Origin of the sequence: Candidatus Pedobacter colombiensis, assembly GCA_029202485.1 — a bacterium.
Taxonomy (GTDB): Bacteria; Bacteroidota; Bacteroidia; order Sphingobacteriales; family Sphingobacteriaceae; genus Pedobacter; species Pedobacter colombiensis.
The window spans coordinates 1,172,977-1,189,404 of the sequence record CP119313.1 but is presented as its reverse complement, the minus strand read 5'-3'; the positions used below and the strand labels follow the sequence as shown (position 1 = coordinate 1,189,404).

Sequence of the window (16,428 nt, the reverse complement as noted above, 5' to 3'; positions counted from 1 at the left end):
AACGAAATGAGCCTTCAGTTTAATTGCATATTTGGCAGCTACGATCGCTGCCCCAAAAACTACATACAAATCATCTGTAATTCCATAATTTATTGTGTATTTTCAATACCAAGAAATATAAGTTGAATATCAACAATTTATAGTACCATTTAATATTTATACCATGCAAAAGCAAATACTCGAAGAACTTAAAGATATAAAAAGAGCGATCGCCACTATTGCAGGTACATCTAACCTACCCCCTCAGGAACAACTTTCAAAAACCGTATTGGATAAAGCAGCGAAGGAATTTCAGAAACTAACCTCAATGAACGATCAATGGGTTAATGAAAATGATCTTTATAAATATTTTAAGGGTTGTTATCACAACACGGGAAAATTCATTCGCGAGGAGTTTGGATTTTCAAATTATTTTAAACAGAGCTATACTTATTACTACAATAAAGCCGCTATTCAAGACCTCGCTAAAGAACTCAAAGCCCGTAATATTAATCTAAAGAGGTATAAAGACTTGAAGGAAGATCAGGAAAATTTCAAGAAAAAAATTGCCGCTGCAGCTATGAACAAAAAGGCAAGTAAAGGTAAAAAGGATTACCACCTACCTGATTACTTGCAAGACATAATGACCTCCGAATATCCAAAGCCTTCAATTGAGGTTGTTAAAGAAGACCTTAAAAATATACAGGAAGAGTTTTTCACATATAAACTCGCTGATTACATAGATATTTATAGTGGCAACCATGCCATGGTAAAATATGAGTATCATTACGAAAAATACATTAGCAACGAAATTAAACTACGTTGTAAAAGATGGTGTGAGCGTTTCAACTATGCAAACAACGCCCTGGAATTACTAAGCAAGAAAAAAGCCAATTTTATACCAGTCAAAGAAGATGATATGTTCGAATTATGAAACGACACGTCTCCTCCGAACCTCAATCTTCAATACCTCTGATTCCAGGTACATTGCTTTTTTGCGACCCTTGACCAGCTGAGGTTTTACTATACCTTGCTCAATCGCCTTTAGGAATACAGCACTACTGGCACCAGTTATTTTCAACGCACCTTCTTTAGTTAAGAGTTGATCTTGCTGCAAAGCGATCTTAAGTTCTTCTTTTATTATTGCACGAACTTTGTCCATGAACTCATCAACAGTTATAGATTGAAGCAGTATAGTTTCCATAATATTTAAAAATTTACGGATACAATTTACAAAAAAAGGCTCCAGAACAATCGTATCTCAACAGTATCATTTTTCATCAAATGCAATTGACCACCACGGACTATAATTAGGCATAGATTAGCAAGGCAATATTGCTATAACTTAAATTACCTATTTAATGACAGTAGAATTTATTACAAAAGAGGACTTGAATCAATTAAAAAAGGAATTAATTCAAGAAATAACCGGCCTATTAACCAAGAATACCGCTTCAACAAAAAAATGGTTGAGAAGTGTTGAGGTTCGAAAGATGCTTTCCATATCTCCAGGCACGTTACAGAACCTACGGATTAATGGAAATTTAAAATACACCAAGGTGGGGAGCATATTCTATTATGATGCGGCTGATATAGCCAAAATGATGTCAGACAACTTAACTGCATAATATCAATGGAACACAAATTACTAATTTCATCATTTCTAGCAGGAGTTGTGGATGAGAAAAAGGTCGAAAAATCGCACCTCAGCTTATTTCTGGCTATTTATTGCTGCTGGCAAAACTTAGAGTTTAAACATCCAATTAACATTAGCAGAAGAAAATTGATGAAGCTTTCAAAAATAAGATCATACGCGACTTATCATAAATGTATAAGGGAACTTGTTGAATTGAAGTTGATAAGATACGAACCGTCTTATAATCCAACTGGAAGCTTAATTTATTGGACTGAAACTTCCTTTAAATATTAAGAATATACAATCAATAGAAATACTTAAATTCAATTCCCGAGTAAACACCATTTCAAATCTTTCGGCTCTGAAATGGTGTTTACTCGGGAATTAAATTTTAATCACTAAATAGCTATGAATATTGAGCAATTTTTATCTGAGGAGAGAAGCAGGGTAATGAACCTTTTCTCTTCCAGTCATAAGACTGGTTTTCTATCAAAACATGACTTATCAGATTGGTTTGTATCGCAGATTCAGCAACAAAATTTTAAATGTTATTATTGTGAAACCTCTATTTTTGACATCAAAAAATTGATTGGTGCAAAATTACTTACAACCAGAAAAATAAGATACGGAGAAAGGGGACCAATTTTAGAAATTGATAAAAAATTGAATGGATTAGGCTATCTTAAAACGAACTGCGTTCTAGCTTGCTATTACTGCAATAATGACAAAAGTTACACGCTCAACGCAGATCAATACAAAACTTATTTTGGTCCTGCTAGGAACGTATTTTTCAAAGTATTATTAAATGAACTGGAGCCAAAAACGCTACAGTAATGATTACAAAGTTAATAGCCAAATAAGTCTTGGGTTAATGGAATTGCTTCTAAATGATTCTCATTAGGTGGTTTAATCTCTATCAATTGCTCCACCTCAAACTCTTTTGAAAAGGATCCATGGTCTGTAAACACTGTTATTAATATTCTTGTACCCAGAATTTGGGAGATGGTATGATTCGCAACTTTCAGCTTGTACGCTGTACTTTTTACAGTCAATCCTGGATATACCTTCTGGGAAATATCTTCAGTAAATAAAAAATAGCCTTCTTCAGCTGTTTGTCCATAATATTCGGGTGCAAGTTGTTGTTTAACCCTTAAGCTATATGCCAACCCATCGATTGTTTTGGAAGATGTATTCTTGAAATTGAGTATTAGCTTAAAATCTATGTGTTTATATAATCCGCCCTGACTATGGGAGCCATCAGGAGTCACTAAAGGATTTTCAATACTTATCATTTTCGAAGGAACCAGTGCCTGAAACTCATTGATTTTAACAGGAGCTAATTTTGGCTTCTCAGAAGCTACATCAGAAAAACTATACTCAGGTTCGTCCATAAGCTTTCGGTATAATTGCTCTTCTCCTTTTGGATCCGAAAGATCTATAATTTCACGACCTCGCAGTCCAAAAGGAATGATTTCATCAGACCGTCCCTCAAAGCTTATTAGAATATATTTCTTAGGACTTTGTTTGATATCATTTAGCAACAACACGAATTCCTCTCCAACTCCCCCGGTAAATGACTCAGCTTTAACCTTGTAACCTTTAGACAACACAACGACAACTTTCTTGTGGTTTCCCATAGACTGATGCATCATTTTTACAAAATTGATAGATGTCTCATTTTGGCTAAGCATAACATCTAAGTGTGCATGAAAACCTTTTGTGCGCAGAAAATCGGTAAACTCAACCACTTTTTGAACATATTCTTCGGAATCCCAACTGTACGAAATAAAAACTTCTTCATTCGTTATTACAACAGTTTTATCGGATGGGGCCGGTATATTTTCCTGATTTTTTGCAGGAATCACTTTAACAGAGGTCATTTCTTGTTCCTTCTCAATCAGCCAGTCCTCCGTTAATTCTATATAGACTTCTCCTTTTGAATTATTCTGTAATAGAGGTAGAATAACGTATTTAACATGCTTTAAAAAGCGTTTAGGATCATCAAATCTAGCAACATAATGATTATAATGATGATCTAGCAATATATCTATCTCATAAGGAGGATCGGTCTTTAGAAGACGAAGTGCAAATTGTGCATCATAATCTTTTGGTGTAGTATCACGATAGTGTTTACTAGATTGCGATGAACGACCATCCCAATCATTTCTTTTAAATTGTCCTATTATGGCCATGATTCGACGCAACCCCAGATTATTCATCTGAAGAGGATGTTCTAATGATTTTTCGTCAGTACTGATATGGTAAAAATCGTTCATTGAATTAATGGTCTAAGGGAATCGTTTTGACACAGTTATCTTTTCAGCACAAGTATAACTAATAGAATTAGAATAAAAATTTCAACGTTCTGGATTACTCGTTTTAGCTGGTTAAAAAACTGCTCAACTAAAATTATTTAATTATGATTACAGGTATGGGTCAACTGATAAGCTATTAACTATTTATCATAGTGGAAAGCCATGATTTCAAATAAGACAGGCTTACTCATATCCTGAGGCAAATGAAAGATGTAGCTGAACGAACTTTCTCCCCTAACTCCTTTTTCCTTTACAAAATAAGGATGATTAACAACATCAGTCCTAATCGTAGAGAGTACATTCGAAAAATCCTTATTGTTCACAAATAAGATTAAAGCAGCTTTTGAATCTCTCCAGGTCAAGTAATTATCAAAGAGTTGAGAAATAGCTTTTAGAAACTCTGAACTGCCATGCCATACTTTACATTCTGCAACAAACAAATTACTGCCATCATTTGCATACTTCAATATGATATCAGTCTTCCCACCTCTGTTAAACGTCTCCCCACTAGCGGTTGTTCCTTCATAACGTGTTTCAAGCACAAATAAAAACTGGTCTCTCAAGCCTTCTTCATCCTTACCACTGTACAAAGCAGGCTTCTTCTCCATACTTTTACCAGAATCATAGATCACCTTCAGGATATCTTCATACATACCCTTAGCCATCGTTGGTTCAGAAGCAAATTCCTTTTGAAGAGACACCTGTGGTTGTGGAATAACTTTCTTCTCAATTGTTGGGGGAGTAAATACAGAAATGGTATCGTTATTTACTTTTATATTGATTGCTGCAAAAAAATCATTTTCCGAAAGATATTTATTCTTTTCAGTTGTAAAAGCAGTTTCAACATAACTTGAAATACTCTGATTATAGCTATTTACAAAACTATTCGCGTTCGCTAAATTGGTGAAGGCCTTACTTCTCTTTGAATTCTTCTCGCGTTCAAATTCCGCTGGATCTTTTTTGTAAAGCTTAAATTTAAATGAAACCAGACCAGAATTCTGAACTACATAAATCTCCGTAGAAGTCATAGTCCATGTACTAGGACGGATAGTAAACAGTATACCAGAACCTGAAAATTGATAGGTAGCCGTAAAAGTATAGACTTCTGTCTCGTACTTCTCTCTATACATCCGATCTTCAAGTATTTCCTTCGAAACTTTAGGCTGTTCAACAGTCTCTGTGTCTAAGTGAATAGTCAGCGGATCCATAGAATATTTGGCTATTAAATATTCTTTAAACTCTTGGTCGTTCACACCAAGAATATACTCTTTGCCTTTACTTTGAATTTCTTCTTTTATTCTATCCGTCTGCTGATCGGTGAAATCATGACCACTGATTTCACTAAATGATTGCACTGTGCCACCAAAATTTTTAAATAGCTGCATTTGACACCTTATTTTGAGTTAATTAATCTATGTAAAGATGCATAATTATTCAATTAAAATGCACTTGACAGACACCTAAAGCAATCACAAAAAAAGACCTACCCCAAACCAGGAATAGGCCTTAAAAATCATTAAAACATTACAGAAGCATCAATCTACTGAAAATTGACTTTTCAACCCGAGTTATTCCATTTCCGTTTATACGCTTCCTCTGACGCTTGAATATAAACATTCACCAATAGGATTACCTCCCCTACCGTTAAATCTGTTTCCCCCGACTCATTATTAAAATAGCTAGTCGGCTCGGATAAATCTATGTCTGTTTTCAGCAGTTGAAATTTTGGGTAACCTGCCGCAGGGTTTGGGAACAACAATTGCAGGATTACTCCATCATATTCCGCAACTGCGGTATCAAACAAATCAATCTCTTCAGTCATTTCTTCAAATAGTACCAGAGTTTGGGAATTAATTTGCGGTAAAGCTATTTTAGCCAGTTCTGTTCTAAAGCTCATGATTCCTAATTTTTATTAATTACTAAGCCGTTTGTTGTGTCTCGATCTTCCTTAACTGGTTCAGTTTAGTATAAATGTCCTTCCAGTAAATCTTACGTCTGATGGCAAAAACAGCCTGTTCTTCGCTCGGCTGATCATGCAGGTAACTGATATACATAGCCACTTGAAAAATCGCCTCCTTTAAATCGGTCACCTCCAAGAGATTCCCGTCCAAATCTGTAATGTAGTGCTTCATAACCATAAGATTTATTGTTTATAAATCCGGTCTACCTTGCGTTGCAACAAGATATCAAGCACTTCAAATTCATTGGTATAATGCTTGCCTTCGAACTCATATTTATCCGCTTGTTCAAAGTAGCTGAATTGTGTAAAATCGTCTGGCTCTAAATAGATATCCCAAAGCCTTCCCCAGCGATAAATAGCCATACCGTAAATGCCCATAGCCAATTCTTCATAAGTGTAGACAAAACAAGCATGGTAATGATCTGCGACGGCTATCATCACATCAATATTGGGAGACCATTTGGTCAGATAAAACAATTCCTGCTCCCTCCAGTCAATTTCAAAAAGATAACCGTGTTCTCGACGATAGAACGGCGGCATCTGTCCCCTAAAGTATAATATTTCACGCTCCGCCATTTCTAAAAACAGCACACGGATTTTTTCCATAACGGTTTCATCTGCTTCAAACGTCACCGTATTTAAGCACCAATTTGCCATAACAATAAATTGAATTATTGGGGGCATAGCCCCCGGAATGAATTAATTTAATCCGCTTACGCCCATTTTAGCGTATGCACTGCACAGGTCAAAAGCTGATTGACTACGTTGCAGGCCAGTACCATACATAATACTTTTAAATTTACTTTCCTCATCTTTAAAATTCCGCACGTTTTGGTAATACCCCGTCACGGCGTTATAAGCTCCGTACAAAGTTCCCCTAGTCGTATACATTTGCTGCGTAGGACTAGTAAGCGCATACGAACAAACCGAATCTACCACATTGGTAAAAACTGTTGACAGTTCATCAGACTGGCCATTTTGCAGATGCTGTAACACCTCCCTACTCGGAGCCATCGCCAATTGAACCAATTTTTTAACCTGTTGATCAGTAATGCGGATTTTAGCCCACTGATTAAATACCTGTTCCAATTCATTGGCCAGTTGATTGGTTAGCCCCAGTAAACGGTGTGCCTGCTTCAACCGCTCGGGCGCACTGGAAGTGTGCCGGATTTTAATGCAACCCGTCTGATTCTTTAAAGCAGCGTTTAAAGTATTCCGGCAAACCACACGCACAGGCGTAAAAGCAGCAGTAATACTACCGTAACCGTCATGCGAAGTCGTGAGAAAAATATACTTTTCAATACAATCATCCCGTCCCACACGGATGTAATCCGGTAACTTCGCCGATATAAAAATCCTTTCCCCCTTGCCTAGTGCCCCCGCAGTTTCATATAAAATACCGTCCTTCCCCCCAACAATATTATCAAAAAAAGCAAAAGCCTCCCTGTTTTGCACAATACTATAATCCTTCCCACCACACCCAAAACCTCCTCTGTATCCGTTCGCACATTGGCATAATAATCCGGCACCAAAATACCCGGCTGTAATTCATCAGAATAATCATCAGCATCAGGCGCTTTAAAGCGCCCAAAATCAACCTGATCAACCGTAAACAATGGCCTTTTCTCGACCATATAATCTAAACCAGCATGTAAAATCGCCTCCGCACTGGTCGGATAAGCTGTAATTATCTGGCCTAAGCCGTGCCATGCTTTTTCTTTAACACTCATAAAAGCATATCGGCCAGTAGTGTTATTGTAATTGATATCGTGTGACATAATTTTAAATTTTAAGGATGAAATGTTTCTGTTTGTAGCAATTCCGTATCTATCACCGCCACATTTTCCGTACTCCCAAAACTGTAAACTGTATCTTGCTCAAACTCTTCAATTGTCTGAGAAAGCGTTTTTAAATCAGTCACCACTTCCGCGCGAACCGTGACATATAAAATATGGTTCTTCGTTTTCATGGCGTATGATGAATGTTCTTTTTATTGCGGCTTCCTGAAAGCAAAATTTCAGTTTCCATGACATTAATATTGGCCGTATCCGACAAACTAAACTTAGATTCAGTTTCCAGCTCCTTAACCAATTCCGCAACACTTGTATGATCCGCATAGACCGCTACCCGAACCATTATAAATAAAGTTTCATATCTCATAAAAGATGAATTAAAATGGGTAAAAATGCCCCTGCACAAAGCAGGGGCATTAAATCACTAAGCAGGCAAGAAAATCTCCCCTTCAATCTCTGCCAGCCTATCCACACACAATGCATGGATATATTCTGCCACTCTCTTAATGATTACAGGATTTTTAGTAACAAACTCCCTGCGCTGGTCATCCTCAATAGTCAACTCACAACCCTGAAAATGATTGCTATCAGTTTCCTCCGCTTCATTCTTCTGCGCCACCTCAAATTCCTCCAAAGTATCAATCGTACCGATTAACTTATCCCTTTGGATTTTACGGCGGTGCAATTCCTCCACCAGCTTTAAAGTACACTCCAAATTCAAAGCAGGTTTCTTTACCGCCATTTGCTCTCGTATATCCGCTTTAGTTGGTTCAACTTTTTCAGTCTCTGCACCCGTGGCAACAGTAATTACCGGTACTGGTTTGGCTTCCTCTGCTTTATTAACCGTAGCCGGTTTAACTTCATGCGCTAACTTTGTATTCGCGGTATTATCACCATCAAAGTTTTTAGATTGAACAACGCCAGTATTGGCAATTCCATTAGCCGATTGATTTGTTTTTCCTGAAGTGATTACTGTAGTTTTCATAATTGTTACGTTTTAAATAGTTGTTTGTGATTAATTGCTTTTACGCCCGAAGGGCAACCCTGTACTTGCGAAAAAAATCCGCTGTCCTGTGTTTTGTGTCGGTGGGTGGGCCTCTGCCAATTTGTATTTCCATGAGAATATGCCTTTTAAAAAGTCAGCCGGCCAGAGCCTCCTGTCTTTTGATACCACCCCTCACCTGAACCCAATCCCTTTTTCAAGGCAAGACTTTGCGAAAAAAAATACGACCCGAGCGCAGCGAGGTGTGGAGATTTTTTTTCAGCAAACCCGAAGGGCCTGTCTTGACGGAAAAGGGATTGTTCAGAAATTTGTATCCAAAAGACCCGGAGAAAACTTTTCACCTGACCTGAAAAAGCCATAGCACGCCCTTACCCTTAGAAAAAGAGCGAAACCAACAACCAGAAAAACCTAAAAGAAAACTAGAAGACTAAAAGCCATACATTCGGCGGGAAAGTTCAACTGCCGCCAAAACAGCACACGATTTGGCAACCCCCATGCCCTTAAACAACTTCAACCTATCTACATCCAGAAAAGCCAACCTACCTGGATCATCACCAATCGAGGCCATAATCTGACCGCCCAATTCAACAGCATTCAAATCCGAAACACCCGAACCAATCAACAGCGCCATTAATTCTCCATGAGATAACGCATAAGCTCCACGGGCAAGTAACTTCTCCCTAGGCCTAAGCTCAGGAGCCATTCCCTTAATCCCCTTCAAGTGCTCCAACCTAGCCTCACGCAACTGCTGCACTCCAACCTCCTTTTGCCCCCTATAGATCACACGCTTAAACAATGAGGCAAAAGCCTGAATCAAAAAATAAAAGTCCTCCTCAAATACCACCACCTGCGAACGCACATAAGACTGATCCGGCTGCTGATCACTGCGCGTTATACGGATATAATTACTATTATTCTCCGCCACCTTAAAATCCAGAAAGTAATGCATGTTCCTATTGGAAAAAGTTTCCGTAGCCAATGTGTTATTTTTCATAATCGTAAGAATTAGTTCCCGACAAAATTGAACACACTAAAACCAAGAAACAGCAGAAAAAACAACATTATCTGATAGCTAATCCACTGAACAGATACACATTACCTTTAACCGTTTCCAAAAACAATTAACCGATAACAATTGTTAACATCCAAAATAAACGCTTATGACCGCAAAACAAGAAACCGCGCAACCTGAAAAAAAATACTGCATCTACTGCGAAAAAGAAATACATGGCAGAGATGGAAAGAAATACTGTAATGTCAACTGCAAAAACAACTTCAACGCAAGAATTCTAGCCGTTAAAAGAGCAAAAGAAAATCAAGCGTTTCCAAAAACAATAGCTCAATTGAAAAAGAACTACCGCATCTTAGCTGCTTACATAACAGATGAACGTGATCATTACATACCAACCGAAGAACTAAGAAAACAAGGATTTGATAGACAGGTCTGTACTGGCGCATTCAGTACAAATTATAACAGATACTATATGTTATATAAAGTCTGTTTTGATTATAAATGGAAAGAATCCAACAATGGGATTACAGCCTCATATGACCCATCTGCAAAATTAAGATAGTTAAGCTGCCCTTGGCATATAAATAATAATACAGGCACCAATCAATGCGATAGCCGCACCGATAATATCCCATTTATCCGGTTGAAAACCATCCACCTTCCAGGCCCAAAGCAAAGCAAGTACAATAAAAACACCACCATAAGTAGCATACACCCGTCCGAAATTTGCAGTCTGCCAAGTGGCAACCACACCATACCCCACAAGAATTAAAGCACCGATAAGACCATACCATAAAGGCTTTCCTTCCTTCAACCACAACCAAATGAGATATCCACCCCCAATTTCACAAAGACCAGCTAGAATAAAAATACCAAGCGATTTTAAAACGTCCATAATAAAGCTAAGTTAGGTTTTAAAATAAAAAAGCCGGCTTCATTAACCGGCAATTCTTATTTCTTAGTTGTAGAAGGCTTAGGAGCTATAGTATCTGCTTTCTCTCTCCTCACCGGTGAAGGTGGTGGCTGTGGTGGTGGTGTTTGATTTTGTTTACTCATATTTTTTGCTTTAAATTTTTACTTTGATTTAGGTGTAGGTCTTGATAATGATTTATCAGACCCAGCTGATCTTTCTTGCCTCACTGGACTGGGACGTGGAGGCGGCGGTGGTGGACTTGCTTTTTTAGCCATATTAAAGAGATTTTAGATAACATATAAAAATTAAAAGTGCCAGTCCGATACTTAATGAAATACAAATCGAAAGCCTCGCATAAAACAGGGCATTAGCACGAGCATCGTTAACCGGAGTATTGTTATTATTACATTCAAGATACCAGTTAACCACTCTATCTTTTAAACTTTTCAGCAGATTTTCTTCCTGTTTACCTTTGCTATATTGGTTATGATATTCTTCTAGCGCTTTAAAATCATCTTCCACCACTTGCTTGCTATCAGGAAAAGCACAATACGCTCTCTTATATCCGAAATATACTTTAAACAGCAAACTCATAGTTATAATGCAACTCAAAAAAAGCAAGGCTAGCAAAATCCATTTTACTGTTATCAAGGGGCAAGAAAGTTGTTTTAGCGAAGTATCACTTGCAACAAAATAAATTCCGGCAAAAAGAGCGGTTAACAAAGTGATGGGGATATTAAGCGAATTATCAAAATCTGCTTTTCTCCTTATTTCATGCTCATATTTATCCTTTAATAGGCCGATCAAATAGTCCTTACTTGTTTCCATTAAAGGATAAATTTACTCAATAAATAACTTCCAGAAATGTATAGTTTTTAACATATAGACAATTTTCATTTTAGCACAAAACCAATATACTATCCCTGATGAGTACTGATTCCCAATTCCTCTAATCGCACGCTAACTGCTAACAAACGTTTACTGAATTTCTTTATCGCAGCAGCCCGATCCCTGATCCTCTGTTTGCTGACCACCTCAGTTACTCTTTTCAATTGTTCCTGTTTAGCATTCCTGATAACAGGTATTTCTTTATCCAGCATACTTTTGAGTTTGGCCAGTTCCGACTCAATAACCTTTATAGCCAAGTTAACCTTAAGATAATCCATTATTCTATGTTTATGGTTTCACTATTCCCTTCAACTCTTGCAAAAAATCTCGCTGGCGATCATTAATAAATACAACTGCCTCAATCAAGGAGTACCATTTAGCCTGATCTACTTCAGGAAAATCAACCAACTTCCCCGATTTGGGTGGCCATTCAATCGAAAAAGTATTACAAACAATTCTTGGAGCATCCAAGTCCCCCATTACCGCCCAGCAGTACACCAATTTACCACCTTTTTGCACAATAGGCTTTAAAGCCAAAAATTCTCCTTCAGGCAAATAACCTGTTTCCTCTTTAAACTCCCTCAATGCTGTATCCAAAGGCTCTTCATCTGGCATAATCTCCCCCTTTGGCACCGTCCACCATCCCTTATCCTTATTCCGAAAAAACGGGCCACCAGGATGAACCAGCAAAACCTCGAGTTCTTCAGCTGAAAACCTATACAACAATATACCTGCACTCTTTTTAGCCATATCAAAAAAACTAAAAAGCCCGGAATAAAGGGCTTAAATCAAACAAAAACATGATTAAAATTCATTTAAACTAATATATCCAAGTCTGGCACTTTGCATTCAAGCTCTTCAAAATGTGCCGTTGACAACCAAATATTACTTTTGCATTGTACATATTCGGCGTCTTCGTTGATGAAATAATACCAGTAAAATTTTCCCTTACCCTGATTTTGAGCAGCCATTACGTGATGCAATATGGATTTCGACACAATAACAGGAGTTGACCCCTGTTCAAATATAAATTGGGTTACATCCAAATCTTTCAATAAGACCTCCTGAATAACTGGGTCGGGACTATCCTTTTGATCCGCACTAATAAATTTAAAAGTATGCTCATCGAGCGTTGGTTTGACATACTGCTGTACTTCTGTATCAAAACCAAAAGTAACAGACGGTAAATACTTCGCCATCTTATCACCATTGATCAAAAGCCATTCCTTTTGATAATCATCCTCTTCCCATCGCCACTCCGGGTTTCTTACTGAGATGTTAATTTGTATTTTCATATGTAAATCTGTCTTTTAAAATTGCTAAATCGGTGATAATTTCATTTCCAAGTAAGACTATATCGTTGCTCAAGAGGTACCAATTTATATGCCGGACCAGGTGTCCAGTCGTCATACCTATAATGAGAAGGCAGAAAATCAATAAATTTCAGGTTTTCAATTTGCTCGGTTGTTTCATTAAGTTCAGCCTGAAAAAGGAACAGTACCTTTTCCTGATAAAACACTTGACCTCTATCATCAAAAGTTTCCGGATGTGATATAGTAGGCACCCTCCGATCTGCTAAATAAGCTTTTAAAGCATCAGGCTGGGGATCTTCTCCAAACAGTGCATACACCGCAACCGATACATCCACATTCAAGACCAGTTTCCCGGACTTTTCATTTTTGGACACATAAAAATCCTTCACCTCAAATCCCTCAATTGTTAATTTCTCTAATGGCGGCAAATCCTCACCACCCCGTTCATAATAATATTGACTGCAGTAACTTGGCAGACACATCACATCGTTTGCCATTTCCTCCTCAATCAGCCGAGGGTCAATAGCAGCTCTAATCAACTCCTTCGTCAACCAGTTCACTTTAGGTCCTGCATCAGCCAAGAAAGCAGCAATACTATCATAAACCTTATAATTGCCGATCGAATGCGTCTTAAGCTGTTCGCGGAAGAACTCGTTCAGACTGAAAATCTTATCCTGAGAAATCAGCACCACAGTTTCCTCTGGGTCTTGTTGACAAAGAGAGATCAGGTTATAAAAAATCAGAAAATCCCGGGCATTGTCTCCTTTACGCTCCGCCTTGTTGAACAACAAAAAATCAGTCAGTAAATCAGCTGGAATCTGCTTTACCTCCAAACTCATCCCAATCGTATTCAGATCAAGATCAAGTACCCTGAGCGCTTCTGAAAGTTCCAGCTCAAAATCCGGAGAAGGCATCGTTCTTAAAAAAGGATTGTCCGAAAACTGCCGGATCACCCTTTGATATTCCGAAAACAGTTTTCCAAAAACATCCTTTTTATAATAATCCAGCAATTCCTCGTGTACTATCCGCATCAGTCCAAACTCATTGCCGCTGCTCGCCAAAAATTTGATCAGGTATTCATAATCCCGGTGTTTTGAAAAACGCAAACCCAAGCTACGGTAAATATTGGTATCCAAAAAAACGTTGTACATATCAGACACAATTTCAAGAAATCTTTCCGATAAAACAACCCATTCTGGCATTTTCAATTAAGACTCAGATCGATAAAAAAACCTGATCACACAATGTGACCAGGCTTCATTGTTCCCAAAACAATTAATAATTTATTTACTGTTCTTACGGTCAGTAACCTCCTTACGGATCTCAGTAGCCAGAACCTTCAAATCCTGCATTCCTTTACGAACCCTAGTACCGGCAGCGCCATTTTCTTTGTTATAAAATTTGTCCGCATCAGCTTCAATAGAAGCGATCAACTGTTTAACTTTTTCAAATTTTTCCATGTTTTTATGATTTGTTTTAAAATGATAAGTCAATTAATACCGAAAAACTAAACTAATACAATTTTAATTACCTGCCAATACCCATTTCCTCGGACTTCTCTGTCTCCTTAGCCTGATCCTTTTTAGAAAAAATCTCCGCCACACGATTCTGCTCAGGAGCGATCTCGACCAAGAACTGCTCCCGCTTTTCCATTTTACCCTCGTCAAAGAAATTGATAGTACGATAACGTGGAGAAGCTTCAATACTTAACTTCAAATCTTGTCCATCCTTTTCAACAGTAACAAACGGCGTGAAGCCGTTCTCAATCTTAGATTCGATATCTTTACGCTTTTCAGGATCCTGAAGCTCCTTAATGTTATAAAGATCCAACACTTTACCCAACTCGAAACCATACTGCGAACTGAATTGCTGCAAATCAAAATTCCCAGACCTGCCAACACCCTTATCCATATCCAACTTCACCCAAGCCTCATAAGGCTGACCAGTTTTAAAGTTTACCAGATCACCGCGAAAAACAGAATGCCCCTGGATCATCTGGGCAGATTGGGGAACAGTAAAACCCTTACCTCTTTCAGGCCAGATCGTCTGGCTCACAAACTTTCCATAATATGTCGACCGATAATCCCGGTTTACATAGTTCACCTTACCCTCCTCCATACTAGCTATAGTTACCTTATTGTTTCCATCCTTGCCAACAGCCAGTTCCACTTTTGGCCCACGTTCCTGAAACAATTTAATAGCCTCCGTGATATTGTCCAATTGCTTTATAATTTTTCCATCTTTAGGATTGAAGACCATGTACTTTTGTCCCTCCTCTAATTGTTTACCAATATTATGTGCAACAGTATACCGGTTTAAATAGAAATTATCTGAGTGCTTACCCTTTTGAAAATAATAGACCACATCGACCTGCCCTCGCTTGGCCGGATGAAATTCATCTAAAGTAAATCCATTGCCTCCTCCCTCACGCATCATTTTCTCCATCGCAGCAATCGTGGCTTCAGAAGCCTGCAACATTTCCATTTCAGCTTTCCTGTCTTCCAGGTTGTTTAAATTCAACGTCATAATAAATTGATTAGGTTAATAATTAAGAACCAAGTCCAAGTGATTGGTCCTGTTGATTATCTTTTGACTGGTCTTTGGAAACCGAATTTCCACGTTCTTTCTCCTCAGCCTTTTTTGTGCCCAGAAACATTTCATTTACACCAATAACTTTCTGGTCAATATCCCGGATCACAATCCCTCTGGTACCCGGACTAGCCTCGATAAATACCGGCTGATCGGCCGGATGTCTGCCACTTAACTTTACCTGCCAGCCATCATTAAGCTGTTTAATCACATCAGCAGCCATTACCCTATAAATTCCTGTGTCGGCCGCCAGTTGGTCTAGCTTTGATATCAAATCGTAACCATATTCCGAACCATACACGTTCAAACGGAATTCCCCATAATCATGCCCCCTTGCTACCTGGAGCCACTGATCTTTTGGCAAACCGGAATGCTTATCAGGATAGAGATAAACCGCACGCTCCTGAAGCAGGTTCCCGATCTGCACCCGATTAAGATTAAATTCCCAGTCTATACGGATACTGACATCATACATAGGATCAGCTGAACCATAAATGCTGGCATCCATACCCATGAGCTCATACTGTCCCTTACCATTCTTCTGTAAATCCTGAATCAAAGTCACCGTCCGATGAGCATCAAGTTGCCCAGCTACAGGAATAGAAATCTTATCCCGTTCAAAGTCCAGGTAATAGTCCAGTTTATTCGCAAAGACCTCCAATCCCCGCGATTCAAATGCCTTTTTGAGCTTTGAAATATTATCACTGGCCAGCTCCAGATGCGCTTTTAAATGACTGGGACGATCCAGCACCGCAACCTTAAGCTGGTGCAGCATTCTCAAAATCCTATTGGGATAAAGCTGTTTTTGCATTTTATCACAGATTACACGGATCATTTCCCGGTAGGTAGTCTCATGGCCAAGCGGGTTTTCAGACAAGCGGTATACCCCCTCCCGCAGGAAATCATATTTCTGCCGGGTTATATCCACCGCATGCTCATCAGTCATTTCCCCGATCTTTCCCAATTCCTTTTCACGAAGCTCCCAATGCTCCCATAGAGCTTTAGCCCTGTTTACCTTATGTTCCAT

23 protein-coding genes and 1 pseudogene are annotated in these 16,428 nt (G+C 38.5%); 4 read left to right on the top strand and 20 right to left on the bottom strand.

The features are described 5' to 3' along the window. Positions 1-163: 163 nt before the first annotated feature. Positions 164-913, top strand: a complete 750-nt coding sequence (locus P0Y49_04830; protein WEK20461.1) for a hypothetical protein — start codon at positions 164-166, stop codon at positions 911-913. Here the strand turns inward: P0Y49_04830 and P0Y49_04825 are convergent. Continuing rightward, the gene (locus P0Y49_04825; GenBank protein ID WEK20460.1) at positions 908-1,183 is read right to left on the bottom strand and encodes a hypothetical protein; all 276 of its coding nucleotides are present in this window, start codon (positions 1,181-1,183) and stop codon (positions 908-910) included. The genes P0Y49_04830 and P0Y49_04825 overlap by 6 nt on opposite strands. Positions 1,184-1,340: 157 nt before the next feature. On the opposite strand from P0Y49_04825, the gene P0Y49_04820 reads away from it, so the two are divergent. Both P0Y49_04820 and P0Y49_04815 read left to right on the top strand, forming a co-directional pair. Then, positions 1,341-1,607, top strand: coding sequence for a helix-turn-helix domain-containing protein (locus tag P0Y49_04820; GenBank protein WEK20459.1), 267 nt, complete (start codon positions 1,341-1,343; stop codon positions 1,605-1,607). Between the two features lie 416 nt (positions 1,608-2,023). Further along, positions 2,024-2,449 (top strand): hypothetical protein, encoded by a 426-nt coding sequence (locus P0Y49_04815; protein WEK20458.1) that lies wholly within the window; start codon positions 2,024-2,026, stop codon positions 2,447-2,449. Positions 2,450-2,460: 11 nt separating this feature from the next. Here P0Y49_04815 and P0Y49_04810 read toward each other — a convergent pair whose 3' ends face one another. The 10 genes and pseudogenes from P0Y49_04810 to P0Y49_04765 form a co-directional block, all read right to left on the bottom strand. Then, on the bottom strand, positions 2,461-3,891 hold the full coding sequence (locus P0Y49_04810; GenBank protein WEK20457.1) for a toll/interleukin-1 receptor domain-containing protein: 1,431 nt from the start codon (positions 3,889-3,891) through the stop codon (positions 2,461-2,463). A 179-nt stretch (positions 3,892-4,070) separates the two neighbouring features. Continuing rightward, complete coding sequence (locus tag P0Y49_04805) at positions 4,071-5,315, bottom strand: hypothetical protein (protein WEK20456.1); 1,245 nt, start codon at positions 5,313-5,315, stop codon at positions 4,071-4,073. Between the two features lie 173 nt (positions 5,316-5,488). Then, the gene (locus P0Y49_04800; GenBank protein WEK20455.1) at positions 5,489-5,827 is read right to left on the bottom strand and encodes a hypothetical protein; all 339 of its coding nucleotides are present in this window, start codon (positions 5,825-5,827) and stop codon (positions 5,489-5,491) included. Between the two features lie 22 nt (positions 5,828-5,849). Then, on the bottom strand, positions 5,850-6,062 hold the full coding sequence (locus P0Y49_04795) for a hypothetical protein (protein WEK20454.1): 213 nt from the start codon (positions 6,060-6,062) through the stop codon (positions 5,850-5,852). Positions 6,063-6,073: 11 nt separating this feature from the next. Continuing rightward, entirely contained in the window at positions 6,074-6,547 is a 474-nt protein-coding gene (locus P0Y49_04790) for a hypothetical protein (GenBank protein WEK20453.1), read from the bottom strand. A 42-nt stretch (positions 6,548-6,589) separates the two neighbouring features. Beyond that, positions 6,590-7,668 (bottom strand): annotated as a pseudogene (locus tag P0Y49_04785) (DUF932 domain-containing protein). An 11-nt stretch (positions 7,669-7,679) separates the two neighbouring features. Beyond that, positions 7,680-7,859: a hypothetical protein gene (locus P0Y49_04780; GenBank protein WEK20452.1), complete on the bottom strand. Its 180-nt coding sequence runs from the start codon at positions 7,857-7,859 to the stop codon at positions 7,680-7,682. Next, a complete protein-coding gene (locus P0Y49_04775) occupies positions 7,856-8,050 on the bottom strand; it encodes a hypothetical protein (GenBank protein WEK20451.1) in 195 nt (64 codons plus the stop codon). The genes P0Y49_04780 and P0Y49_04775 overlap by 4 nt, the downstream gene beginning before the upstream one ends. A gap of 57 nt (positions 8,051-8,107) precedes the next feature. Then, the gene (locus P0Y49_04770; GenBank protein ID WEK20450.1) at positions 8,108-8,668 is read right to left on the bottom strand and encodes a hypothetical protein; all 561 of its coding nucleotides are present in this window, start codon (positions 8,666-8,668) and stop codon (positions 8,108-8,110) included. 445 nt (positions 8,669-9,113) lie between these two features. Beyond that, positions 9,114-9,680: a hypothetical protein gene (locus P0Y49_04765; protein WEK20449.1), complete on the bottom strand. Its 567-nt coding sequence runs from the start codon at positions 9,678-9,680 to the stop codon at positions 9,114-9,116. Positions 9,681-9,846: 166 nt separating this feature from the next. On the opposite strand from P0Y49_04765, the gene P0Y49_04760 reads away from it, so the two are divergent. Continuing rightward, on the top strand, positions 9,847-10,260 hold the full coding sequence (locus P0Y49_04760; GenBank protein ID WEK20448.1) for a hypothetical protein: 414 nt from the start codon (positions 9,847-9,849) through the stop codon (positions 10,258-10,260). On the opposite strand, the gene P0Y49_04755 is transcribed toward P0Y49_04760, so the two are convergent. The 9 genes from P0Y49_04755 to P0Y49_04715 all read right to left on the bottom strand — a co-directional run bounded on the left by P0Y49_04755 (position 10,261) and on the right by P0Y49_04715 (position 16,428). Then, on the bottom strand, positions 10,261-10,593 hold the full coding sequence (locus P0Y49_04755; GenBank protein WEK20447.1) for a YnfA family protein: 333 nt from the start codon (positions 10,591-10,593) through the stop codon (positions 10,261-10,263). It abuts the gene before it with no gap. 294 nt (positions 10,594-10,887) lie between these two features. Further along, the gene (locus P0Y49_04750) at positions 10,888-11,439 is read right to left on the bottom strand and encodes a hypothetical protein (GenBank protein WEK20446.1); all 552 of its coding nucleotides are present in this window, start codon (positions 11,437-11,439) and stop codon (positions 10,888-10,890) included. Positions 11,440-11,528: 89 nt separating this feature from the next. After that, positions 11,529-11,777, bottom strand: a complete 249-nt coding sequence (locus tag P0Y49_04745) for a hypothetical protein (protein WEK20445.1) — start codon at positions 11,775-11,777, stop codon at positions 11,529-11,531. Positions 11,778-11,787: 10 nt separating this feature from the next. After that, entirely contained in the window at positions 11,788-12,249 is a 462-nt protein-coding gene (locus tag P0Y49_04740) for an NUDIX domain-containing protein (protein ID WEK20444.1), read from the bottom strand. Positions 12,250-12,314: 65 nt separating this feature from the next. Continuing rightward, positions 12,315-12,794: a hypothetical protein gene (locus tag P0Y49_04735; protein ID WEK20443.1), complete on the bottom strand. Its 480-nt coding sequence runs from the start codon at positions 12,792-12,794 to the stop codon at positions 12,315-12,317. 41 nt (positions 12,795-12,835) lie between these two features. Next, the gene (locus P0Y49_04730; GenBank protein WEK20442.1) at positions 12,836-13,963 is read right to left on the bottom strand and encodes a hypothetical protein; all 1,128 of its coding nucleotides are present in this window, start codon (positions 13,961-13,963) and stop codon (positions 12,836-12,838) included. Between the two features lie 132 nt (positions 13,964-14,095). Continuing rightward, positions 14,096-14,272: a histone H1 gene (locus P0Y49_04725; protein WEK20441.1), complete on the bottom strand. Its 177-nt coding sequence runs from the start codon at positions 14,270-14,272 to the stop codon at positions 14,096-14,098. Positions 14,273-14,339: 67 nt separating this feature from the next. Continuing rightward, complete coding sequence (locus tag P0Y49_04720; GenBank protein ID WEK20440.1) at positions 14,340-15,338, bottom strand: hypothetical protein; 999 nt, start codon at positions 15,336-15,338, stop codon at positions 14,340-14,342. Between the two features lie 22 nt (positions 15,339-15,360). Beyond that, positions 15,361-16,428 (bottom strand): hypothetical protein, encoded by a 1,068-nt coding sequence (locus tag P0Y49_04715; protein WEK20439.1) that lies wholly within the window; start codon positions 16,426-16,428, stop codon positions 15,361-15,363.

Coding starts and splice junctions, on each gene's coding strand:
- P0Y49_04830 (WEK20461.1), top strand. CDS start 164: ATGCAAAAGCAAATACTCGAAGAACTTAAAGATATAAAAAGAGCGATC.
- P0Y49_04825 (WEK20460.1), bottom strand. CDS start 1,183: ATGGAAACTATACTGCTTCAATCTATAACTGTTGATGAGTTCATGGAC.
- P0Y49_04820 (WEK20459.1), top strand. CDS start 1,341: ATGACAGTAGAATTTATTACAAAAGAGGACTTGAATCAATTAAAAAAG.
- P0Y49_04815 (WEK20458.1), top strand. CDS start 2,024: ATGAATATTGAGCAATTTTTATCTGAGGAGAGAAGCAGGGTAATGAAC.
- P0Y49_04810 (WEK20457.1), bottom strand. CDS start 3,891: ATGAACGATTTTTACCATATCAGTACTGACGAAAAATCATTAGAACAT.
- P0Y49_04805 (WEK20456.1), bottom strand. CDS start 5,315: ATGCAGCTATTTAAAAATTTTGGTGGCACAGTGCAATCATTTAGTGAA.
- P0Y49_04800 (WEK20455.1), bottom strand. CDS start 5,827: ATGAGCTTTAGAACAGAACTGGCTAAAATAGCTTTACCGCAAATTAAT.
- P0Y49_04795 (WEK20454.1), bottom strand. CDS start 6,062: ATGAAGCACTACATTACAGATTTGGACGGGAATCTCTTGGAGGTGACC.
- P0Y49_04790 (WEK20453.1), bottom strand. CDS start 6,547: ATGGCAAATTGGTGCTTAAATACGGTGACGTTTGAAGCAGATGAAACC.
- P0Y49_04780 (WEK20452.1), bottom strand. CDS start 7,859: ATGAAAACGAAGAACCATATTTTATATGTCACGGTTCGCGCGGAAGTG.
- P0Y49_04775 (WEK20451.1), bottom strand. CDS start 8,050: ATGAGATATGAAACTTTATTTATAATGGTTCGGGTAGCGGTCTATGCG.
- P0Y49_04770 (WEK20450.1), bottom strand. CDS start 8,668: ATGAAAACTACAGTAATCACTTCAGGAAAAACAAATCAATCGGCTAAT.
- P0Y49_04765 (WEK20449.1), bottom strand. CDS start 9,680: ATGAAAAATAACACATTGGCTACGGAAACTTTTTCCAATAGGAACATG.
- P0Y49_04760 (WEK20448.1), top strand. CDS start 9,847: ATGACCGCAAAACAAGAAACCGCGCAACCTGAAAAAAAATACTGCATC.
- P0Y49_04755 (WEK20447.1), bottom strand. CDS start 10,593: ATGGACGTTTTAAAATCGCTTGGTATTTTTATTCTAGCTGGTCTTTGT.
- P0Y49_04750 (WEK20446.1), bottom strand. CDS start 11,439: ATGGAAACAAGTAAGGACTATTTGATCGGCCTATTAAAGGATAAATAT.
- P0Y49_04745 (WEK20445.1), bottom strand. CDS start 11,777: ATGGATTATCTTAAGGTTAACTTGGCTATAAAGGTTATTGAGTCGGAA.
- P0Y49_04740 (WEK20444.1), bottom strand. CDS start 12,249: ATGGCTAAAAAGAGTGCAGGTATATTGTTGTATAGGTTTTCAGCTGAA.
- P0Y49_04735 (WEK20443.1), bottom strand. CDS start 12,794: ATGAAAATACAAATTAACATCTCAGTAAGAAACCCGGAGTGGCGATGG.
- P0Y49_04730 (WEK20442.1), bottom strand. CDS start 13,963: ATGTACAACGTTTTTTTGGATACCAATATTTACCGTAGCTTGGGTTTG.
- P0Y49_04725 (WEK20441.1), bottom strand. CDS start 14,272: ATGGAAAAATTTGAAAAAGTTAAACAGTTGATCGCTTCTATTGAAGCT.
- P0Y49_04720 (WEK20440.1), bottom strand. CDS start 15,338: ATGACGTTGAATTTAAACAACCTGGAAGACAGGAAAGCTGAAATGGAA.
- P0Y49_04715 (WEK20439.1), bottom strand. CDS start 16,428: ATGGAACATAAGGTAAACAGGGCTAAAGCTCTATGGGAGCATTGGGAG.